Origin of the sequence: Rhodococcus sp. NPDC056743, assembly GCF_042790355.1 — a bacterium.
Lineage (GTDB): Bacteria > Actinomycetota > Actinomycetes > Mycobacteriales > Mycobacteriaceae > Rhodococcus_F.
On the sequence record NZ_JBHTZI010000007.1, the window covers coordinates 394066 to 412775 of the forward strand.

The following is an 18710-nucleotide window of genomic DNA, read 5'->3' on the forward strand; positions in this document are numbered from 1 at the left end:
ACCTTGAGTAGTTCGAGTAGCTGGCCGCCCCGAGTCGTCATTCGCAGATCAACAGGTTTGCGCACGATGGAGTCTGCGTTGTATCGAACGGGGATGGGCCCGGTTGCCGGCGTCGACGAAGCCGGCCGTGGTGCGTGCGCCGGACCACTGGTCATCGCGGCGTGTGTTCTGGCGCCGAAACCACAGGCCGCCCTTGCTCGCCTCGACGATTCGAAGAAGCTCACCGAACGCGCCCGCGAAGAACTTTTCCCGGAGATCAAGCGACTGGCATTGTCCTGGTGTGTCATTTCTGTAGAAGCCGAGGAAATCGATCGGATCGGTATCCACGTCGCGAACATCGAGGGGATGCGACGCGCTGTTGCCGGCCTCGAGACTCCACCCGGATACGTGCTCACCGATGGGTTTCGAGTTCCCGGCCTACCTGCGCCGTCGCTGCCCGTTATCGGTGGTGACGCCGCGGCCGCGTGCATCGCAGCCGCCAGTGTGCTCGCCAAAGTGACGCGCGATCACGTTATGGAAGAAATGGACGGCACCCATCCCGGTTACGGCTTTGCGATCCACAAGGGGTACAGCACACCGGTGCACATGGACGCGCTGGGCGAGCTGGGTCCGTGTCCGCAGCACCGCATGACATACGCCAATGTTGTTGCTGCGGGACTCCGGGTGGAGCAGCGCGCGGGGCATACGGGATGATGAAGATTCAGACGAACTGGGAGGACTGGCTAAACCGATGAGTGCCGAGGATCTCGAGAAGTACGAAACCGAGATGGAGCTGTCGCTCTACCGCGAATACCGGGACATCGTCGGACAGTTCTCCTACGTCGTGGAGACCGAACGACGATTTTATCTCGCCAACACCGTCGAGTTGCTGCCCCATAATTCGGATGGCGAGATCTACTTCGAACTGCGGATGTCCGACGCGTGGGTGTGGGACATGTACCGCCCGGCGCGATTCGTGAAATACGTCCGCGTCGTGACGTTCAAGGATGTCAACATCGAAGAGCTGGACAAGCCGGATCTGCGCCTGCCCGACTGAGCTTTGCCTACAATGACGGCCTCGCCGATTTCGGTGAGGCCGTCATTGTCTTCTGCTCAGGTCAGTCGCCCTTCACGTTGACGATCTGACGCAGCGTGTGACGGATTTCGACCAAGTCCTTGGCGTCGTCCATCACGACGTCGATGTCCTTGTATGCACCCGGGATCTCGTCGAGGAATGCCTTCGAGCGCTTGTACTCGATACCGACCATGGCCTTGTCGAGATCGTCGATCGTGAATGTTCGCCTTGCCTTGTTCCTGGCGTACACCCGACCGGCGCCGTGCGGGCTCGACTTGAACGACGGCACGTTGCCCTTGCCGACCACGACGTAGCTGGCAGTTCCCATGGACCCTGGGATGAGTCCCGGCACGCCCACGTCAGCCTTGATCGCACCCTTCCTGCTCAACCACACACCGCGACCCATATGGAATTCCTTCTGGGTGAAGTTGTGGTGGCAGTTGATCTTCTCGAGTTCTTCGACGACAGCCGGGCCGTTGTCGCCCATGAAGTGCGCGAAGTCTTTCACGACTCGATCCATCATTTCCTCGCGGTTCAACAGCGCAAAATGCTGCGCCCAATTGAGATCGGTTATGTAGCAGTCGAATTCGGGAGTCTTCTCGACCAGGTAGGCGAGATCCCGGTCCGGGAGGTCGATGTGCCAACGGGCGCACAGTTCCTGGGCGACCTTGATGTGGTGCTGTGCGATCTTGTTGCCGACGCCGCGGCTACCCGAGTGAAGGAACAGCCACACGCCGTCATTCTCATCAAGGGTGACCTCGATGAAGTGATTGCCCGACCCCAGAGTTCCCAGTTGGAAACGCCAGTTGTTCTTGAACTTGTCGTAGTAGGGCAGCCGGTCGCCGGCCATCGACTCGAGCTCTGCGATACGGGTCTGCGCCGTTGCGGTCAGTGTCTTGTTGTAGACGCCGGCCGACAGAGGGACAGAGCGTTCGATGCTATGGCGAAGTACGCTCAGATCGCGACCGGTGAGGTCCTGGACGTTGTACTGGGTCTTGACCGCGATCATTCCGCAGCCGATATCCACTCCGACGGCGGCGGGCATGATCGCACCTTCCGTCGGGATGACCGAACCCACCGTCGCTCCCGCACCGAGGTGCGCATCAGGCATCAAGGCCAGATGTGGACGGACAAAAGGCATCTGAGACGTTCGCAGCGCTTGCTCGCGAGTTTTCTCGTCGAGTATGGATGCCCAGTTCCACAGCCTTTCGGTGATCTTCTCCATCAGTTCTCTCCCACATAGTGCACGTCGAGGACCTGCTGGCCTCTGTAGTGTGCGGGATCAACCATGCGCGCCGAGAGGTGGTGTGTGCAACCTATTTTCAGTTTCGAAGGCCGTCGGCCAGCTCGTAGATACGGCCGACATACTTCTCCTGGAAGGCTTTTCGGGCGGCTGCAGCCTGATGTTCAGCTCCGGCGTGCGTGTAGACGTACTCGAGATGGACCAAACTCTCGCCGATGTCGACGCGGCGCTGATCGAGCACCGTCAACTCCTCGACCAACCGCGCCAACTCGCCGGTTGCGTCCGTTGCTTCGTCCATGGCGGTCCTCGATGTGCTCGTCGATACGTCCTGAGTCCAGGCTAGCACCATTCGAACAAATATTCGAAGGGTGAGCGTGCTTTCGGGTGCCGGGAATGACGTCCGGCCACGTCGGGCTAGCCGCTGCAACCGAGGCCGCGACCACAACGGTTTGATGTCCAAAAGAGGCAGGGCCACCAGCTTGCGCTGATGGCCCTGCTCACTTCGTTCCCCGAGCGGATCAGCTCATGTTGCCGAGCACATTGCCCAGGACTCCACCGATGACGTTGGTCATCGACCCCTGCGGGTCGGTGAGGGAGCCGAATACCTGGCCCGATCCGGTGTTCACCGAGCCGAAGCCCATATCCTCGAGGCTGCCTGCGCCGGCCTCGACGGGGTTCGGCTGGCGGACGGTGACGCACACGCCCATCGGGTTGATGTTCCAATCGCCGGCGGCGAGCACGATGTTGGTGCCGGCGCCGCTGTCGAGCTGACTGCCGACCGTTGCGTCATCGGGAACCTTGTAGGTGGTTTCCAAGGCGATGACCCCGCCACCCGCTGTGGTCCACCCCGCGCCCGTGGCGACCACGGAATTAGTACCGCGGACGACGGTCTTGGTGACATCGTTCCACTGCTGGTCTCCGATAAGCCATTTGACGTTCAGGCGAGCTTTCACCAGCTCGAATCCTGCCGGATGGAAGTCACGGATCTGGTTGACAAGAGCTCCTGAACCGGACACCTTGGTGATGTACGTGACGGTCTGCCCCGGTGCGACAGTGCCGTCGCCGACAACCTCTTTGCTGACGGTGTATGGCAGTCCCCACGAACCAGCCCAATCGTCGGTGACAGACTGGGTGAGCGCGCAGGCGGGTGCGGCCTGGGCCACCGAGGCGCCGAGCCCGACGGTGACGCCGGTGGCGAGGAGGACGAGGGACGCAGTGGTCGCTACTGCGTGGCGTAGTGAGCGGCGTGACATGTAGAACTCCATTCAACGGGTTGCAATGAACTTGCGGGTCGAACAAAAACTATAACTAGTTCTACTGGACTTTCGTTCAACTTGTAGCACTTTCGGAATATTGGCTAATTTGCAGCGAATTTTCGCCGTCAGTTGACAGCGCGTGGCGCGCCTCTTGGTGACGCCTTTCGTGCACTCCGTGCCGAATTGCCGGCGACACGCTGCTGTTGAGCCGGAGCCGGTCGCGGTCCCTGGCCGTTTCGGACCTGGCGCCGAGCCCAGTGAGGAACTCGAGCGACGGGGCGAATTGTGTTTTCTGCCACCTAAATTCGCCCGGCTGTTCTGTTTGTCGGAATACTGCGTTGACCTCGACTTTGTAACGCCGGAGCGCCGTCGAAGGGGTAGACACCACAGACACTGGAACGACGATGCACTTACCGAGACGCAATCTTCACGGGCGTCTCGGGGAAAGACAGTTTTGCAGAGAATCAATCACACGTTGTCCGAGCGCACTACCCGGCGGGCGAAAGTACTTGCCGCGATGTTGTCGCTACTACTTCTCGGCGGGATATTCGGTCCCACGGTGGCGTCCGCTGCTCCCGACCGCTCCGCGTCACCGGCTCGCTCGGTGCCATGGGGTGGGTACGAGGAGTTGTGGGTGCCGTCATCGATGGGAAACATCAAGGTTCAGGTGCAGTGGGCGGCGCGGGGCGGCAATGCCGCCCTCTATCTGCTCGACGGTCTTCGTGCTCGCGACGACAGGAATGCGTGGAGTTTCGAGACGAATGCGCTCGATCAGTATCGCAACGACAACATCACATTGGTGATGCCGGTGGGCGGTGAGTCCAGTTTCTACACCGACTGGTACGCGCCGTCGAATTTCAATGCTCAGCCGATCACCTACAGGTGGGAAACATTTCTCACGCGGGAGCTTCCTGATTTCCTTGCCGGGTACGGTGTTTCGCCGACAAACAATGCGATAGTCGGGTTGTCGATGGGTGGCAGCGCGGCGTTGAACCTGGCAGGGCACCATCGCGATCAGTTCAAGTTCGCGGGCTCGCTGTCCGGGTACATCAACATTTCCGCGCCGGGGATGCGTGAAGCGATTCGCGTGGCGATGTACGACGCGGGACGGTACAACGTCGACTCGATGTGGGGGCCGCCCTGGTCATCTGGCTGGATTCGCAATGACCCGTTCGTCAACGCCGAATTGCTTCGTGGACTGCCGATGTACATTTCGGCGTCGAACGGTATTCCCGGTCCGTACGATCAGCCGTCGACGCCCGTCGAGTATCTCAACACCGCGTCGGGAATGGGACTCGAATTGCTCGCCCTGGTGCATGCGCGTTCGTTCGAGTTGCGGCTGCAATCGATGGGAATTCCGGCGACGTTCAGCTTTCCGGCGTGGGGTATCCATTCGTGGGCTAACTGGTCGGCTGAACTGTGGATGGCCCGCGGTCAGATCCTCGACGTGATGAATGCGTGGTGACTGACTCGGCATAAGAATTCCACAGGTGCCTGGTTATCAACAGGTGGGTTTTCTTTTTGTTCGGGTGTGGTGTGGGTGGGGCACTGTGACGGGTGGGACGCGTTTTGCATGGGCGGGCGCGGGGGACCGGAACGGTGGGGGCTGTGATGGCGGGGAATATGGCGTTGGGGGCGCGGGGCGAGGATGTGGCCGCGGAGTTCCTGGTCGGTGCGGGTTTGGAAATTGTCGAGCGGAATTGGCGGTGTCGGTACGGCGAGTTGGATGTTATTGCGACGGTTGATGATCGGATCGTCTTTGTCGAGGTGAAGACTCGTAGTGGGGTGGGATACGGGTCGCCGGCGGAGGCGGTGACGTTTGCGAAGCGGCGTCGGATTCGGGTGCTCGCGTTGCAGTGGCTCGGTGATTCGGGTCGGTCGTGGTCGAAGGTGCGTTTCGATGTGGTGGCGGTGTTGATTCGCCGTGATCAAGAGCCGGTGGTCGAGCATTTTGTGGATGCGTTCTGATGGCGTTGGGGCGGGCGCATTCGGTGGCTGTCAGTGGTGTCGACGGTCAGATCGTGGAAATCGAGGCGGATATCGGGCGTGGTTTGCCGGGGGTGCAGTTGGTGGGGTTGCCGGATACGGCGTTGCACGAGTCGCGGGATCGGATCAGGGCGGCGGTGACGAATTCGGGGGAGGAGTGGCCGGACAGCAAGGTGATTTTGGCTCTGTCGCCGGCGACGTTGCCGAAGGTGGGCAGTGTCTACGATCTTGCTTTGTCGTTGGCTGTGTTGGATGCGGCAAAGAAGTTGCCGCGCAAGGAGTTGCGCGAGACGATCTTTTTGGGGGAGTTGGCGTTGGACGGCCGGTTGCGGTCGGTGCGTGGTGTGTTGCCTGCTGTTTTGGCGGCGAAGCGTGCAGGTTGGGGGACGGTGGTGGTTCCGCGTCAGGCGATGGCTGAGGCGGGGTTGGTGAAGGGCATCGAGGTGCTCGGTGCCGATGATCTGGCGTCGGTGCTCTCGTGGTTGCGGGGTGAGATCTATTTGCCGGTTCCGGAACCTTTCGAGCGGGCGGTGGAGGTGGGTGTGCGTGATCTTAGTGAGGTGGTGGGGCAGGCGGATGCGCGGTGGGCGATCGAGGTGGCTGCGGCGGGTGCGCATCATCTGATGTTGACGGGTCCGCCGGGGATCGGGAAGACCATGTTGGCTTCGCGGCTTCCGGGGATATTGCCGCCGTTGACGGAGTCGGAGGCTCTGGAGGTGACGGCGATTCATTCGGTGGCGGGGGTGTTGACGGCGGAGCATCCGTTGATCGACATGCCGCCGTTCATAGCGCCGCATCACAGTTCGTCGGTGAGTGCGTTGGTTGGTGGTGGTAGCGGAATGGCGCGGCCAGGTGCGGTGAGTCGGGCACACCGCGGCGTGCTGTTCCTCGACGAGTGCGCGGAGATCGGCGTCAAAGTGCTCGAGGCCTTGCGAACACCGTTGGAAGACGGCGAAGTTCGGATTGCTCGACGGGACGGAGTCGCGCGGTATCCAGCGCGTTTCCAGTTGATCTTGGCTGCAAATCCGTGCCCGTGTGCGCCACCACGCGACGCGGACTGCGTGTGTGCGCCCGCGGCGAGGCGTCGGTATCTGGGCAAACTGTCGGGACCGTTACTCGATCGAGTCGATATTCGGGTGCGGATGCAGGCCGTCGCAACGGGTGCGTTGATCGACGAAGTAGGCGAGAGCACCGAAAGCGTCCGAACCCGCGTATCCGCGGCACGTGACGCCGCGGGGGAACGCTGGAGTGACTACGGATGGCGTACCAATGCCGAAGTTCCGGGCCCGGCGCTGCGACAGAAGTTCCGACTCTCTCGCGATGCTCTGGCACCCGTCGAGCGTGCACTCCGCAAGGGTGTGATCACTGCGCGAGGCGCTGATCGTGCGTTGCGCGTTGCTTGGACGGTTTCCGATTTGGCGGGTGAATCAATGCCGGGTCGCGATCAGGTTGCGACGGCACTGGATTTCCGAGACAGGGGATTTCAGTGAACACACATGATCCGCGACAACTCGCCTGGGCGTACCTGTCCGCAGTGGCGCAGGGGCCGAGCGTTCATTTGGCCGCGTTGGTCGACCACCTCGGAGTCGAGGCGACGGCGCGCGCTGTGAAATCCAGGGACCTGCCGCCGTCGTTGGAGGAGAAGACCAGGGCTAGGGCGCATATCGACACGGCGCAACGAGATCTGGACCTGATGGCAGCAATGGGAGGCAGATTGGTCACTCCGGATTCCCCGGAATGGCCGTCGTGGCGACTACTCTCGCTAGGCGATCTCGACGCAGCAGCAGGTGAAGTCCCGCCATTTGTTCTGTGGGTCTTGGGTTCTCGTGATCTGGCGGAACTGACGGAGAGGTCTGTCGCGATTGTCGGTACGAGGGCGTCGACGGCATACGGTGAGCACGTGACCGCTGAGATAGCCGGTGATCTGGCGGTGGACGGTTGGACGGTGACGTCGGGTGCAGCTTTCGGTATTGACGGCGCAGCGCACCGAGCGGCAATGGGAGTGGGCGGCACCACGGTCGCTGTGTTGGCGTGCGGAGTGGACCGTGCCTACCCGTCCGGTCATGCTCGATTGCTGCGTCAGATCGTGAGTTCCGGAGCGGTGGTGAGCGAATACCCGCCGGGGACTACGCCGGCCAAGTTCAGATTCCTTGCCCGGAATCGGCTGGTCGCCGCTTTGTCAGACGGGGTTGTCGTGGTTGAAGCGGGATGGCGAAGTGGAGCGCGGAATACAGCGAACTGGGCCCGGAAATTAGGTCGCCCGGTAATGGCGGTGCCCGGACCGGTCACATCGTCGTCGTCTGCCGGCTGTCACAGAATGATTCGTGAGGGAGAGGCATATCTTGTTGCGAATGCGGTCGACGTCGTAGAAGTTTCCGGACCGTTCGGTGTTCTCAATTCAGAACAGGATGCCGCTGCGGTTCGCGACATCGACTCGTTGACGGGTAATTCTCGGCTCGTGTACGAGGCATTACCTGGCAGCGGATCACGAAGTACCAATGAGTTGTCCGAGGCATCTGGGCTGCTGATTTCCCAGGTACGCGCAACCCTCCCGCTGCTCGAGTTGGAGGGCTTTATCGACTCTGACGGCAGCGGATGGTTTCGTACGAAATAGGCGTTGTGGAGTGGGTCTACTTTCGGGTTGATGGTGTGATCGGTCATTTGCCGGATCGTTGGCACAATGTTGTGTAGCGTGGCGGTTGGTTCTTCGAATTATTGTTTATCGGCACGTCAGAGCGGTTCGGTGGGGCGCTGTGCCGATTGGGAGGGGTGAGATGTCATACCGGACTGTGCGGTAGGTTACGAATGTTTGCCGCATGTCTCAGGAATGTCTCAGGTTGATGTGCTGATATGTCGATTAGTCGGCATCGTCAAGAAAGGCGCGGGTTCGATTTCGCCGTCCGGTGGTCGAAAGAGATTGCGCGCCAATGCTGTAGCGCGCGATCCTGGCAGTTGGGTGTCGCTTTCATATCGTTAATCCAAACCGCCGAGTCTGTTCGGTTTGTTTTTCGGTTCTGTGGGCATCTTTGTTACTGGGATGGAATTCTGTGTATTGTGAAGCGAAAGCAAATCGATCATTGAAAGAGGAGTGCAATGGCTGAGAAGCTGATTCGGCAACTCATTGACGACCTTGACGGTAAGCCGATCGATGACGGTTTCGGTGATCGAATTGAGTTCTCGTACCAGGGAACCGATTATGTGATCGACCTCCGGGCGACCAATGCAGAGAAGTTCGACGCAGCAGTCAAGCCGTTCGTTGATGCCGCGGCAAAGGTATCTGCACGTCGCGGCAAGAAGGCGCAGCTCCCATCTACGCAGGCTACGTCGGGTTCTGGGCGTTCCAAGGAGACCCTGCAGGCTATTCGCGACTGGGCAGCAAAGAACGGTTACGAGGTCGCACCGCGCGGCCGTATCAAGGCGGAGATTATCGACGCATTCGATGCTGCTCACTAGAGCACATTGACCTTCACTGGCACTCCACGGAATCCGTGGAGTGCCAGAGTTGTTTTTACTGTTTCTTTGCTGGATGCGTCTTCGAATGTGACATTTGATCGCAGTAAATGAGGAATTGTCCTTTCTTTTGCAATAATTTGCCATTCGGGTTGGTCGGTTTTGCGTGATTTATGGGGCCAACTGAATCGGTTTGTATCGCACCATGGCGATGCTCGAGGTGGGCGGCTTTGGAATCATCTCTCCGCGCCTGCTCTTCCGATCCTGTACTCTAGTTAGGTAATACTAACTTTGGAAGGATGTGGCTGTGGCCAAGCCGACGACAACCCTGACAGTTTTGCGAACTCGGAAACTGACTCCACACATGGTCCGCGTGTTCCTGGGAGGTCCGGGATTCGACAACTTCACACCGAGTGAGTTCAGTGATTCGTATGTGAAGATCGAATTCGAGACACCGGAAGGTCAGGCGCTTCGGACCTATACCATCCGAAGTTACGACAGTAGTGCTCGTGAGATCGCGATTGATTTTGTGGTTCATGGTGACATCGGGATTGCTGGACCGTGGGCAGCATCAGTGGAAGTGGGTGCGAAGATAACAATCCGCGGACCCGGCGGTGCCTTCGCGCCGACAGAATCAGCGGATTGGCACCTCTATGCAGGCGATGAAACCGCCATTCCGGCGATATCCGCATCTGTCGAGAGACTTTCGGGTGACGCAATAGGGTATGTCGTCGTCGAAGTTGGTAGCGCCGACGACGAGATTGCTATCAATGCGCCGAACGGCGTTTCTGTGAAGTGGATCCATCGAGGCGCATCCTCGGACGCTGTTCCCGATGAAGCCGCGGGTGACAATTCGCCGATTGTGAAAGCAGTGAGAAACCTCGAATGGTTGCCGGGGACTCCGCAGGTGTTCATTCACGGTGAAGCGCAGGCTGTCATGCATAATCTGCGCGCCTACATCCGAAAAGAACGTGGTGTGCCGGCAGGTTCCGCGTCGATCTCGGGCTACTGGCGGCGTGGACGCACCGAAGAGGGATTCCGGGTGTGGAAGTCGGAACTGGCGGCGTCCGAGAGCTAGTCCGCTGCGTCGGCCTTGCGGGCGAACATCGCCAATGCGAGGGCCGCCAGCAACCCGAACGTCGGTATTGCGATGGCCATCGGTACGGCGGTGTCCGGCCCCGCAATGCCGACTATCGGCGATACGGCTGCCGCCAATCCGAACTGGCCCGCACCCATCAGTGCTGAGCCGGTACCTGGTGCCGCAGTGACCTCGCCTTGGGCGAGTGCGGTTGCGTTGCCCATGATAAATCCGATGCTCGATATCGAAACGAACAGCGGAATGAGCAGCGCGGCCGGATTGGTTGATTCGAAAAGAGCTGCAGCACAGAACAATGCAGCTCCAGAGACGGTCAGTAGGCTCACTCCGAAGATCAACAGGGTGCGAGCACTCAGGCGGCCGAGCAGGCGCGCCGTGATTGTTGCCGCCACAACCATTCCTACCGCGTTGACCGCAAACACCATCGAAAACTGTGATGGCGTCAACCCCAAGACGTTCTGGACGACAAACGGCGACGCGGAAATGTAGGAGAACAGGGCGCCGAACCCGAATATGAAGGCCAGCGCATAGCCGAGATAGCGACGATTTCCGGTGACATAGCCCAGGTTCGCGACGAGCGCTTTCAATCCGCCGCCGTGTCGACGCTCGGGTGGCAATGTCTCCGGTACCAGGGTGAGTACGCCGGCAACCATGACTACTCCCGCAGCCGTCAGCACCCAGAAGATGCCTCGCCAGCCAACCGGGCCGAGGAGCACTCCACCGAGCAGTGGGGCAATAACCGGAGCGACGCCACCGATGATCATCATGATGCTGAACAGCTTTGCTGCTCCGTTGCCCCGAGCGCGATCGGCGATGCACGCGCGAGCGAGCACGATCGCAGCCCCGCCGCTGAGGCCCTGGATCAGGCGTGCGCCGATCAGGAATTCGATGGTGGGTGCAAGAGCGCACGCCGCACTTGCCAGCGTGGTGATCGCCGCGGCGCCGAGCAAAAGGCGTCGTCGCCCTATTCCGTCAGAGATCGGCCCGATGATCAACTGGCCGATTCCCAGTCCTGCCATGAATGTTGTCAGTGTCAATTGGACGCTGGCTGCGGATGTATCGAGTGACTCGGCCATGATGGGCAGGCCCGGCAGATACATGTCGGTCGACAAGGGCGCGATTGCTGATATCAGGGCAAGAATGCATAGCATTTTCAAGGGAATTGCTCGGTTCACCGACCAACCCTATCGGCGAGGGCGCTTGAAGTTTCACGCGAGGCAGGCAACCTTAGGACCATGAGTGACGAACTGCCGCGAGCGTTGTCGATCCATCTCGACGCGTATGAGGATCACCTGCGCCTGGCGCGTGGGCGGTCGGAGCACACTATCCGTGCGTACGTCGGCGATGCCCGCTCGCTGTTGGAACACTTTGCTGCGCAGTCGAGCGGAACCGATCTGGAAGCTCTGGACCTTCGGGTGCTTCGTTCCTGGTTGGCGCAGCAGTCCGCGGCCGAGGCGGCGCGGACAACGGTGGCCCGCCGCGCGTCGTCGGCTCGCGGATTCACCGCGTGGCTTGCGCGGACCGCGCGTATCGAGGTCGATCCTGGAGTGCGACTGGCTGCGCCGCCTGCCAGACGGACGTTGCCGGTCGTTTTGCGTCAGAATCAGGCGATCGAGGCCATGGAAGCGGCGGAAAATGGAGTGCAACAACATGATCCGGTAGCTCTACGCGACCGGCTTGTCGTGGAACTGTTGTACTCCACCGGAATTCGAGTCGGAGAACTATGTGGCCTCGACATCGGATCGGTCGATGCGAACCGTCGATTGTTGCGGGTGCTCGGTAAGGGAAACAAAGAGCGATCGGTGCCCTACGGCGTGCCGGCCGAGTCGGCCATCGAACAATGGCTCAGGGTCGGCCGGCCACTGTTGGCATCAGAGAAATCGGGTAACGCGCTGCTGCTGGGAAAGCGCGGTGGGCGACTCGACCAACGCCAGGCGCGGTCGGTGGTGCACGAGACCGTGTCAGCAGTCCCCGGCGCGCCTGACGTGTCGCCGCACGGTTTGCGGCATTCGGCAGCGACACATTTGCTGGAAGGTGGAGCAGACCTACGCGTGGTACAAGAGTTGCTCGGGCATGCAAGTCTGGCGACTACTCAGTTGTACACCCACGTGTCGGTGGAGCGCCTGCGCACAGTCCACGATCAGGCACATCCGCGAGCCTGAAAAAGCTCGTCGAACGAGAGTTCCTCGGGCGGATTTGGTAGCGTCGGGACCGGAAGGGTGGAGTATCAGCACGGTTAAGACAATCGCGCCGAACCGCTCGTTGCTACGCAATATCCGGGGGAATCGTGAATCGCACTGATGTCGAACACCTGCCACAGACCGGGGGACCGGCGTGGGTTGCCGAGGTTGCTCCGGTTGTAGCTGCGCCCGACGCGCCGCCCGAACCGCGCGTGTGGCCGCAGGAATCCTGGGCAGCTCCGCCCCCCGTGTCGAATCAGATGAGTCAACAGCAAGTTACCAATCAGGATTTGGTAGCTGAAGCATTACTGAAGCGACCGAGGCGAACGCCTCGCGGCGGGTGGCGACGCGGAGTTCACCGCGCGACCGGCGGATACGTCAACCTGGGGGAGTCCACCTCGGACCAGCGTCAGCGAGCGCTGGTCGAGCGAATTGAACAACCGATACGGAACGACTACCGAATTGCGCTCCTCTCCCTCAAAGGTGGCGTCGGAAAGACGACGGTCACGGTGGGTCTTGGATCGACCTTTGCTTCTCTTCGCGGAGATTGTGTTGTTGCCGTCGACGCCAATCCGGATTTCGGAACTTTGGGACAGCGCGTTCCGCTCCAAACCCGTTCGACGGTGCGTGATCTGATAGCAGCGAGGCCGGAGATCAAGAGTTACTCGGACGTGCGCGCTCACACCTCCCAGGCTCCCAGTCGGCTCGAAGTTCTCGCGAGTGAGCAGGATCCGGCGATCTCCGAGGCGTTCAGTGAGGACGATTATCGTCAGGTCATCGACATTCTGCAGGTGTACTACAACATCATCCTCACCGACTGCGGCACCGGCATCATGCATTCGGCCATGTCAGGCGTACTCGATCTTGCCAACTCCTTGGTGCTGGTCAGCTCGCCCGCAGTTGACGGCGCACGCAGTGCTGCCGCCACATTGGACTGGCTGCAATTGCACGGATACGGACATTTGGTCGAACGAACCGTAGTTGTCATCAGTGCCGCGCGGCCAGGTTCGAGCGTCATCGACATGGATGCGCTCACCGACTACTTCATGCGGCGGTGCCGGGCCGTGACGGTGGTGCCCTTCGACGAGCACCTGGCCGAGGGGTCGGTCATGGACCTCGAACTGCTTCGGCCTGCAACCAAGCGGGCCTTCATGGAACTGGCGGCGATGGTGGCGGATGATTTTGCCGATGCGGCGGGCCGCCACGCTGTGGCTGAGTGGCGCTAGCGTTCCACGTGTTGTGCTGTAGTGGCGCTAGCGTTCCACGTGTTGTGCTGTAGTGGCGCTAGCGTTCCACGTGTTGTGCTGTAGTGGCGCTAGCGTTCTAGCGTTCAAGCGGTTTGAGTCTCAGCGGCTGATCATGGATGAGGCCAAGTGGGTCGAGGTAGGTGCGATCGCGTCGCAGTCCCCAATGGAGGCAGGCGACAACCGTGCAGCCTTCATGTCCGGGCTCGAGGGTGCCGATTACCGTCCCGAGGCCGACGCGGTCGCCCGCCGATACCACTGCGGTGACGGGTTCGTAGGTGGTTCGCAATCCGCCGATGTGGTCGATGGATACCACCGACTTGCCGGCGACGTTTCCGGCAAACACCACGACACCGGGTCCGGAGGCAAGGACGGCCTGCCCGCTCGAGCCTGCCAGGTCGACGCCGCGATGGCCCGGCAACCAGTTCTTTTCGGGGTTGTCGAAGGCCCGGTCCACGAGTGGTCGGGGCATGAGCGGCCAATCGAATCGGTCTGCAGCGTCGGCGAGAGCAGGTGCGGCACCAATCGTCACGGCTATAACTCCGCACAACACCAGGATTGTCCGGTGAAGGGCATTCAGTAGGGGCATCACCACAGCGTGCCCTGTGCGCCCGGCATGAAGATGCAGATCAGGGCGGTTTTCCCCAGGTGTGGATTCCATCCACAGGTTAGATTCGGTGCTGGCGCTGTAGTGCTGGTTATGGCATTGCGAGGCAAGGACGTACACTTGTCGAGCGGTCTGTGTTCGCACAGTCCGACTTCGCGCGCCCGCGCACGTTTTTTCGGCCTTCGGCTGGTCCTGTATTTCCGGATACGGGTCCGACGGCCGTGTGGGCGCCAGGGCGCAGTGCCACCGGCACCGCGCAGCAACCGAATTTGAAAGAGAGAACAACAATGCCTGTTGTAACTATGCGGCAGATGCTTGACAGCGGTACCCACTTCGGGCACCAGACCCGTCGTTGGAACCCGAAGATGAAGCGTTTCATCTTGACCGACCGCAACGGCATCTACATCATCGACCTCCAGCAGACGCTGACGTACATCGACAAGGCGTACGAGTTCGTCAAGGAGACCGTTGCCCACGGCGGCACCGTCCTCTTCGTCGGCACCAAGAAGCAGGCGCAGGAATCCATCGCTGCTGAGGCCACCCGCGTCGGGATGCCTTACGTCAACCAGCGCTGGCTCGGCGGCATGCTCACCAACTTCACCACCGTCCACAAGCGTCTCATCCGCCTCAAGGAGCTCGAGGCAATGGAGCAGACCGGTGGATTCGAAGGTCGCACCAAGAAGGAAATTCTCATGCTCACGCGTGAGATGACCAAGCTGGATCGCACCCTCGGTGGTATCCGCGACATGGCCAAGGTTCCTTCTGCTGTGTGGGTTGTCGACACCAACAAGGAGCACCTGGCAGTTGCCGAGGCTCGCAAGCTGAACATCCCGGTCATCGCGATCCTGGACACCAACTGCGATCCTGACCTCGTCGACTACCCGATCCCGGGCAACGACGATGCAATCCGCTCCGCAGCGCTGCTCACCAAGGTTGTCGCTTCCGCTGTGGCCGAAGGCCTGCAGGCGCGTGCCGGACTGAGCGCCGACAAGGACGCGAAGCCCGAGACCGGCGCCGGCGAGCCCCTCGCCGAGTGGGAGCAGGAACTGCTTTCGCAGGCAGCTCCGGCCGCAGAAGCAGCTCCGGCTGCTGAAGCCCCCGCTGCAGAGGCTGAGGCCCCCGCCGCAGAGGCACCGGCCACCGAGGCCTGATTCGTCGAAACCGGCCCTGACCAGAGTTCCTGTGGTCAGGGCCGTTTCACCGTTAGGCCCGTGCTTCACCTTTAGTCCCTGGTCCGAACAGACATATGAGGAGGCTCGCTAACCATGGCGAACTACACCGCCGCTGACGTCAAGCGGCTCCGTGAGCTCACCGGCTCCGGAATGATGGCGTGCAAGAACGCACTCGTAGAATCCGATGGCGATTTCGACAAGGCTGTCGAGCAGTTGCGTATCAAGGGTGCGAAGGACGTCGGAAAGCGCGCAGAGCGCACCACCGCTGAAGGTCTCGTTGTCGCCAAGGACGGCGTCATGATCGAGATCAACTGCGAGACCGACTTCGTTGCCAAGAACGAAGACTTCATCAAGCTGGCCGACGCAATCGTGACTGTCGCTGCTGCAGGCAAGCCTGCTGACCTCGCTGCTCTCAAGGCACTCGAGCTCGACGGCAAGACCATCGAGACCGTCATCGCCGAGCAGTCCGCGAAGATCGGCGAGAAGCTCGAACTGAGCCGCGTCGCTTCCTTCGACGGCCCCGTTGCCGTGTACCTGCACAAGCGCAGCTCCGATTTGCCGCCCGCAGTCGGCGTTCTCATCGAGTACACCGGTGAAGGTGACGCTGCTGCTGAGGCCGCTCGCGGCGCTGCAATGCAGGTCGCAGCACTCAAGGCCAAGTACGTCACGCGTGACGAGGTTCCCGAGGAGATCGTCGCTTCCGAGCGTCACATCGCCGAAGAGACCGCCCGCGCAGAAGGTAAGCCCGAGCAGGCTCTGCCGAAGATCATCGAAGGCCGCGTCAACGGCTACTTCAAGGACGTCGTGCTGACCGAGCAGTCTTCGGTTACGGACTCCAAGAAGACCGTCAAGGCGATCCTCGACGAGGCCGGCGTCACCATCAAGCGCTTTGTGCGTTTCGAGGTCGGCGCTTCCGCTTAATCCGGAGCCCTTTCACATGGACCCCGCCCGAAGAGCAATGCTCATCAGGCGGGGTCTACGTGTACCTGGGGCCTCCGATGAGGCAGGATAAGAGTGCCTTCGGGAGCAGTCCCGGAAGATTGTTGCGTCGCCGGTATCACGTCGGCGATCGAATAAAGACTTATGGCCTACGGGTCTTGTATCGAACTGAGGAGAACAATGTCCGAACCAGCCAACGAACGTCCAGGATTCAAGCGGGTCCTGCTCAAACTCGGCGGCGAAATGTTCGGAGGCGGCAAGGTCGGACTCGACCCCGATGTGGTCACCAAAGTGGCTGAACAAATCGCGGAGGTCGTCCGATCGGGCGTGCAGGTAGCTGTGGTCATCGGCGGCGGAAACTTCTTCCGCGGCGCCGAACTTCAGCAGCGCGGACTCGACCGCGCGCGTTCCGATTACATGGGCATGCTCGGCACAGTCATGAACTGCCTGGCTCTGCAGGATTTCCTGGAGAAGGAAGGCGTCGACACCCGGGTGCAGACCGCGATCACGATGGGACAGGTTGCCGAGCCGTACCTTCCCTTGCGCGCGCGTAGGCACCTCGAGAAGGGCCGTGTGGTCATCTTCGGTGCGGGCATGGGAATGCCGTATTTCTCCACCGACACCACCGCCGCGCAGCGTGCTCTCGAAATCGGTGCCGAGGTCGTTCTGATGGCCAAGGGCGTCGACGGTGTATTCAGTGCAGACCCGCGCATCGATCCGACGGCAACGATGTACGACCAGATCACGCACCGCGAGGTTATCGAGCGGGAACTGAAGGTTGCCGACGCGACGGCGTTCAGCCTGTGCATGGACAACTCGATGCCGATCATGGTGTTCAACCTTCTGACCGAGGGCAATATTGCACGTGCGGTGTCCGGTGAGAAGATCGGAACACTGGTCAAGTCGTGAGCGACATCCAGAACCCGCTCGAAAATTCGACAGTGAACGACATGAATCAGAACGACATGGAGGAACAGCCGTGATTGATGAAGCGCTCTTCGAAGCCGAAGAAAAGATGGAAAAGGCTGTCGCGGTAGCCAAGGACGATCTCGGCTCGGTACGCACCGGCCGCGCCAACCCTGGCATGTTCTCTCGGATCGTGATCGACTACTACGGTTCGATCACCCCGATCACGCAGCTCGCGAGCATCAACGTTCCCGAGGCGCGCATGGTGATCGTGAAGCCGTACGAGGCTTCACAGCTGAACGCCATCGAGACGGCTATCCGGAACTCGGATCTCGGCGTCAACCCGTCCAACGACGGCAGCATCATTCGCATTTCGGTGCCGCAGCTCACGGAAGAGCGTCGTCGCGAGCTGGTGAAGCAGGCCAAGTCGAAGGGTGAGGATTCCAAGGTCACGCTCCGCAACATTCGTCGCAAGGCGATGGACGAGCTCAGCCGAATCCAGAAAGACGGCGACGCGGGCGAGGACGAAGTCGGCCGCGCCGAGAAAGAACTCGACAAGACCACGGCCAAGTACGTGCATACGGTCGAGGAACTGGTCAAGCACAAGGAAGCGGAGTTGATGGAGGTCTAGACCTCCTCGCTTTCGTGTTTGTCAGTCGGTAGCAGATCAGGGAGTTTGGGTGCACGCACAAGAGGGAACCGCCGGCGGTCCCGTCACGGACGGGCCGACGGGGGGCGCTGTTGGCGCGCAGCCGCCGAAGTCGAAGGCGGGCAGGAATCTTCCTGCCGCCATCGGCGTCGGAGTTGGTCTCGGCGCATTGGTTATCGGGACACTGGTCTTCCTGCCGCCGGGCTGGATTGCCGTCGTGGCCATTGCGATGTTCATCGCGACGTGGGAAGTAGCGACACGGCTTCGGGAAGCAGACATCGAAGTTCCGCGGATCCCGTTGCTGGTCGGCGGTCAGGCAACGATCTGGCTCGGCTGGCCGTGGGGGCCGGTCGGCGTGATCAGCGCGTTCACGGCCACGGTTCTGGTGTGCATGGTGTGGCGCCTTTTCGACCACGGACTCAAAGCCACTCCGAAGAACTTCCTGCGGGACACGTCGATCACGGTGTTCGTGCTGGCGTGGATCCCGCTACTGGCGTCGTTCGGCGCCCTGATGGTTCTCGAAGATGACGGACCCGGTCGCGTGTTCGTCCTCATGATCGGCGTCGTGTGTTCCGATGTCGGTGGCTACGCCGCAGGTGTTCTGTTCGGGAAGCACCCCATGGTCCCGGCAGTCAGTCCGAAGAAATCCTGGGAGGGTTTCGCGGGGTCGATGATCTTCTGCGTGATCGGCAGCTTGCTGTCGGTGACGCTGATTCTCGACGCCAATTCGATGATCGGCGTCCTCCTCGGCGTTGTTCTTGTCATTGTCGCCACGGTCGGCGACCTCATCGAGTCGCAAGTCAAGCGCGAACTCGGAATCAAGGACATGGGCACGCTCCTGCCCGGTCACGGCGGCATCATGGACCGTCTGGACTCGCTGTTGCCGTCCGCATTTGTCACCTGGTTGATCCTGTACGCACTCGTGTGA

20 protein-coding genes are annotated in these 18710 nt (G+C 60.8%); 15 read left to right on the forward strand and 5 right to left on the reverse strand.

The features are described 5' to 3' along the window. Positions 1-3 precede the first annotated feature (3 nt). Positions 4-693 carry a ribonuclease HII gene (locus ACFRFQ_RS18520; protein WP_378660640.1) on the forward strand — a complete coding sequence of 230 codons (690 nt, stop codon included), beginning with the start codon at positions 4-6 and terminating at the stop codon, positions 691-693. A 37-nt stretch (positions 694-730) separates the two neighbouring features. Then, positions 731-1036 carry a DUF2469 domain-containing protein gene (locus ACFRFQ_RS18525; protein ID WP_003942715.1) on the forward strand — a complete coding sequence of 102 codons (306 nt, stop codon included), beginning with the start codon at positions 731-733 and terminating at the stop codon, positions 1034-1036. Positions 1037-1097: 61 nt separating this feature from the next. Here ACFRFQ_RS18525 and ACFRFQ_RS18530 read toward each other — a convergent pair whose 3' ends face one another. The 3 genes from ACFRFQ_RS18530 to ACFRFQ_RS18540 form a co-directional block, all read right to left on the reverse strand. Continuing rightward, complete coding sequence (locus ACFRFQ_RS18530; RefSeq protein ID WP_378660494.1) at positions 1098-2279, reverse strand: RtcB family protein; 1182 nt, start codon at positions 2277-2279, stop codon at positions 1098-1100. A 97-nt stretch (positions 2280-2376) separates the two neighbouring features. Beyond that, positions 2377-2595 carry a hypothetical protein gene (locus ACFRFQ_RS18535; protein WP_138873032.1) on the reverse strand — a complete coding sequence of 73 codons (219 nt, stop codon included), beginning with the start codon at positions 2593-2595 and terminating at the stop codon, positions 2377-2379. A gap of 220 nt (positions 2596-2815) precedes the next feature. After that, positions 2816-3550 (reverse strand): hypothetical protein, encoded by a 735-nt coding sequence (locus ACFRFQ_RS18540; RefSeq protein WP_378660497.1) that lies wholly within the window; start codon positions 3548-3550, stop codon positions 2816-2818. A gap of 457 nt (positions 3551-4007) precedes the next feature. Here ACFRFQ_RS18540 and ACFRFQ_RS18545 point away from each other — a divergent pair, with 457 nt between their 5' ends. From ACFRFQ_RS18545 to ACFRFQ_RS18570, 6 genes are all read left to right on the forward strand, one after another. Beyond that, positions 4008-5018, forward strand: coding sequence for an alpha/beta hydrolase (locus tag ACFRFQ_RS18545; protein ID WP_378660500.1), 1011 nt, complete (start codon positions 4008-4010; stop codon positions 5016-5018). Between the two features lie 146 nt (positions 5019-5164). Continuing rightward, entirely contained in the window at positions 5165-5521 is a 357-nt protein-coding gene (locus ACFRFQ_RS18550) for a YraN family protein (RefSeq protein ID WP_378660503.1), read from the forward strand. After that, positions 5521-7029: a YifB family Mg chelatase-like AAA ATPase gene (locus tag ACFRFQ_RS18555; RefSeq protein ID WP_378660506.1), complete on the forward strand. Its 1509-nt coding sequence runs from the start codon at positions 5521-5523 to the stop codon at positions 7027-7029. The genes ACFRFQ_RS18550 and ACFRFQ_RS18555 overlap by 1 nt, the downstream gene beginning before the upstream one ends. Then, positions 7026-8153 (forward strand): DNA-processing protein DprA, encoded by a 1128-nt coding sequence (gene dprA / locus ACFRFQ_RS18560; RefSeq protein WP_378660508.1) that lies wholly within the window; start codon positions 7026-7028, stop codon positions 8151-8153. Before ACFRFQ_RS18555 ends, dprA begins: the two co-directional genes overlap by 4 nt. A 479-nt stretch (positions 8154-8632) precedes the next feature. Next, positions 8633-8992, forward strand: a complete 360-nt coding sequence (locus ACFRFQ_RS18565) for an Lsr2 family protein (RefSeq protein ID WP_033236528.1) — start codon at positions 8633-8635, stop codon at positions 8990-8992. Between the two features lie 304 nt (positions 8993-9296). Beyond that, positions 9297-10067 (forward strand): siderophore-interacting protein, encoded by a 771-nt coding sequence (locus tag ACFRFQ_RS18570; protein ID WP_378660511.1) that lies wholly within the window; start codon positions 9297-9299, stop codon positions 10065-10067. On the opposite strand, the gene ACFRFQ_RS18575 is transcribed toward ACFRFQ_RS18570, so the two are convergent. Continuing rightward, positions 10064-11236, reverse strand: a complete 1173-nt coding sequence (locus tag ACFRFQ_RS18575; protein WP_378660642.1) for a multidrug effflux MFS transporter — start codon at positions 11234-11236, stop codon at positions 10064-10066. The two genes, ACFRFQ_RS18570 and ACFRFQ_RS18575, sit on opposite strands and share 4 nt — an antisense overlap. An 84-nt stretch (positions 11237-11320) precedes the next feature. Between ACFRFQ_RS18575 and ACFRFQ_RS18580 the strand changes: the two genes are divergently transcribed. Together ACFRFQ_RS18580 and ACFRFQ_RS18585 are read left to right on the forward strand one after the other, a co-directional pair. Further along, positions 11321-12247 carry a tyrosine recombinase XerC gene (locus tag ACFRFQ_RS18580; protein WP_378660513.1) on the forward strand — a complete coding sequence of 309 codons (927 nt, stop codon included), beginning with the start codon at positions 11321-11323 and terminating at the stop codon, positions 12245-12247. 125 nt (positions 12248-12372) lie between these two features. Further along, positions 12373-13491, forward strand: coding sequence for an AAA family ATPase (locus tag ACFRFQ_RS18585; protein WP_378660516.1), 1119 nt, complete (start codon positions 12373-12375; stop codon positions 13489-13491). Between the two features lie 97 nt (positions 13492-13588). Here the strand turns inward: ACFRFQ_RS18585 and ACFRFQ_RS18590 are convergent, their stop codons facing one another. Then, positions 13589-14098, reverse strand: coding sequence for a M23 family metallopeptidase (locus ACFRFQ_RS18590; protein ID WP_378660518.1), 510 nt, complete (start codon positions 14096-14098; stop codon positions 13589-13591). 305 nt (positions 14099-14403) lie between these two features. On the opposite strand from ACFRFQ_RS18590, the gene rpsB reads away from it, so the two are divergent. From rpsB to ACFRFQ_RS18615, 5 genes are all read left to right on the forward strand, one after another. Continuing rightward, complete coding sequence (gene rpsB, locus ACFRFQ_RS18595) at positions 14404-15267, forward strand: 30S ribosomal protein S2 (protein WP_378660521.1); 864 nt, start codon at positions 14404-14406, stop codon at positions 15265-15267. A 114-nt stretch (positions 15268-15381) separates the two neighbouring features. After that, entirely contained in the window at positions 15382-16209 is an 828-nt protein-coding gene (gene tsf, locus ACFRFQ_RS18600; protein WP_378660524.1) for a translation elongation factor Ts, read from the forward strand. 198 nt (positions 16210-16407) lie between these two features. Then, on the forward strand, positions 16408-17136 hold the full coding sequence (gene pyrH / locus ACFRFQ_RS18605; RefSeq protein WP_138873042.1) for a UMP kinase: 729 nt from the start codon (positions 16408-16410) through the stop codon (positions 17134-17136). A 70-nt stretch (positions 17137-17206) separates the two neighbouring features. After that, positions 17207-17764 (forward strand): ribosome recycling factor, encoded by a 558-nt coding sequence (gene frr, locus ACFRFQ_RS18610; protein WP_378660528.1) that lies wholly within the window; start codon positions 17207-17209, stop codon positions 17762-17764. 49 nt (positions 17765-17813) lie between these two features. Next, the gene (locus tag ACFRFQ_RS18615; protein ID WP_138873044.1) at positions 17814-18710 is read left to right on the forward strand and encodes a phosphatidate cytidylyltransferase; all 897 of its coding nucleotides are present in this window, start codon (positions 17814-17816) and stop codon (positions 18708-18710) included.

Coding starts and splice junctions, on each gene's coding strand:
- ACFRFQ_RS18550 (WP_378660503.1), top strand. CDS start 5,165: ATGGCGGGGAATATGGCGTTGGGGGCGCGGGGCGAGGATGTGGCCGCG.
- rpsB (WP_378660521.1), top strand. CDS start 14,404: ATGCCTGTTGTAACTATGCGGCAGATGCTTGACAGCGGTACCCACTTC.
- ACFRFQ_RS18575 (WP_378660642.1), bottom strand. CDS start 11,236: ATGCTATGCATTCTTGCCCTGATATCAGCAATCGCGCCCTTGTCGACC.
- ACFRFQ_RS18565 (WP_033236528.1), top strand. CDS start 8,633: ATGGCTGAGAAGCTGATTCGGCAACTCATTGACGACCTTGACGGTAAG.
- ACFRFQ_RS18530 (WP_378660494.1), bottom strand. CDS start 2,279: ATGGAGAAGATCACCGAAAGGCTGTGGAACTGGGCATCCATACTCGAC.
- ACFRFQ_RS18525 (WP_003942715.1), top strand. CDS start 731: ATGAGTGCCGAGGATCTCGAGAAGTACGAAACCGAGATGGAGCTGTCG.
- ACFRFQ_RS18555 (WP_378660506.1), top strand. CDS start 5,521: ATGGCGTTGGGGCGGGCGCATTCGGTGGCTGTCAGTGGTGTCGACGGT.
- pyrH (WP_138873042.1), top strand. CDS start 16,408: ATGTCCGAACCAGCCAACGAACGTCCAGGATTCAAGCGGGTCCTGCTC.
- ACFRFQ_RS18590 (WP_378660518.1), bottom strand. CDS start 14,098: ATGCCCCTACTGAATGCCCTTCACCGGACAATCCTGGTGTTGTGCGGA.
- tsf (WP_378660524.1), top strand. CDS start 15,382: ATGGCGAACTACACCGCCGCTGACGTCAAGCGGCTCCGTGAGCTCACC.
- ACFRFQ_RS18540 (WP_378660497.1), bottom strand. CDS start 3,550: ATGTCACGCCGCTCACTACGCCACGCAGTAGCGACCACTGCGTCCCTC.
- ACFRFQ_RS18535 (WP_138873032.1), bottom strand. CDS start 2,595: ATGGACGAAGCAACGGACGCAACCGGCGAGTTGGCGCGGTTGGTCGAG.
- ACFRFQ_RS18580 (WP_378660513.1), top strand. CDS start 11,321: ATGAGTGACGAACTGCCGCGAGCGTTGTCGATCCATCTCGACGCGTAT.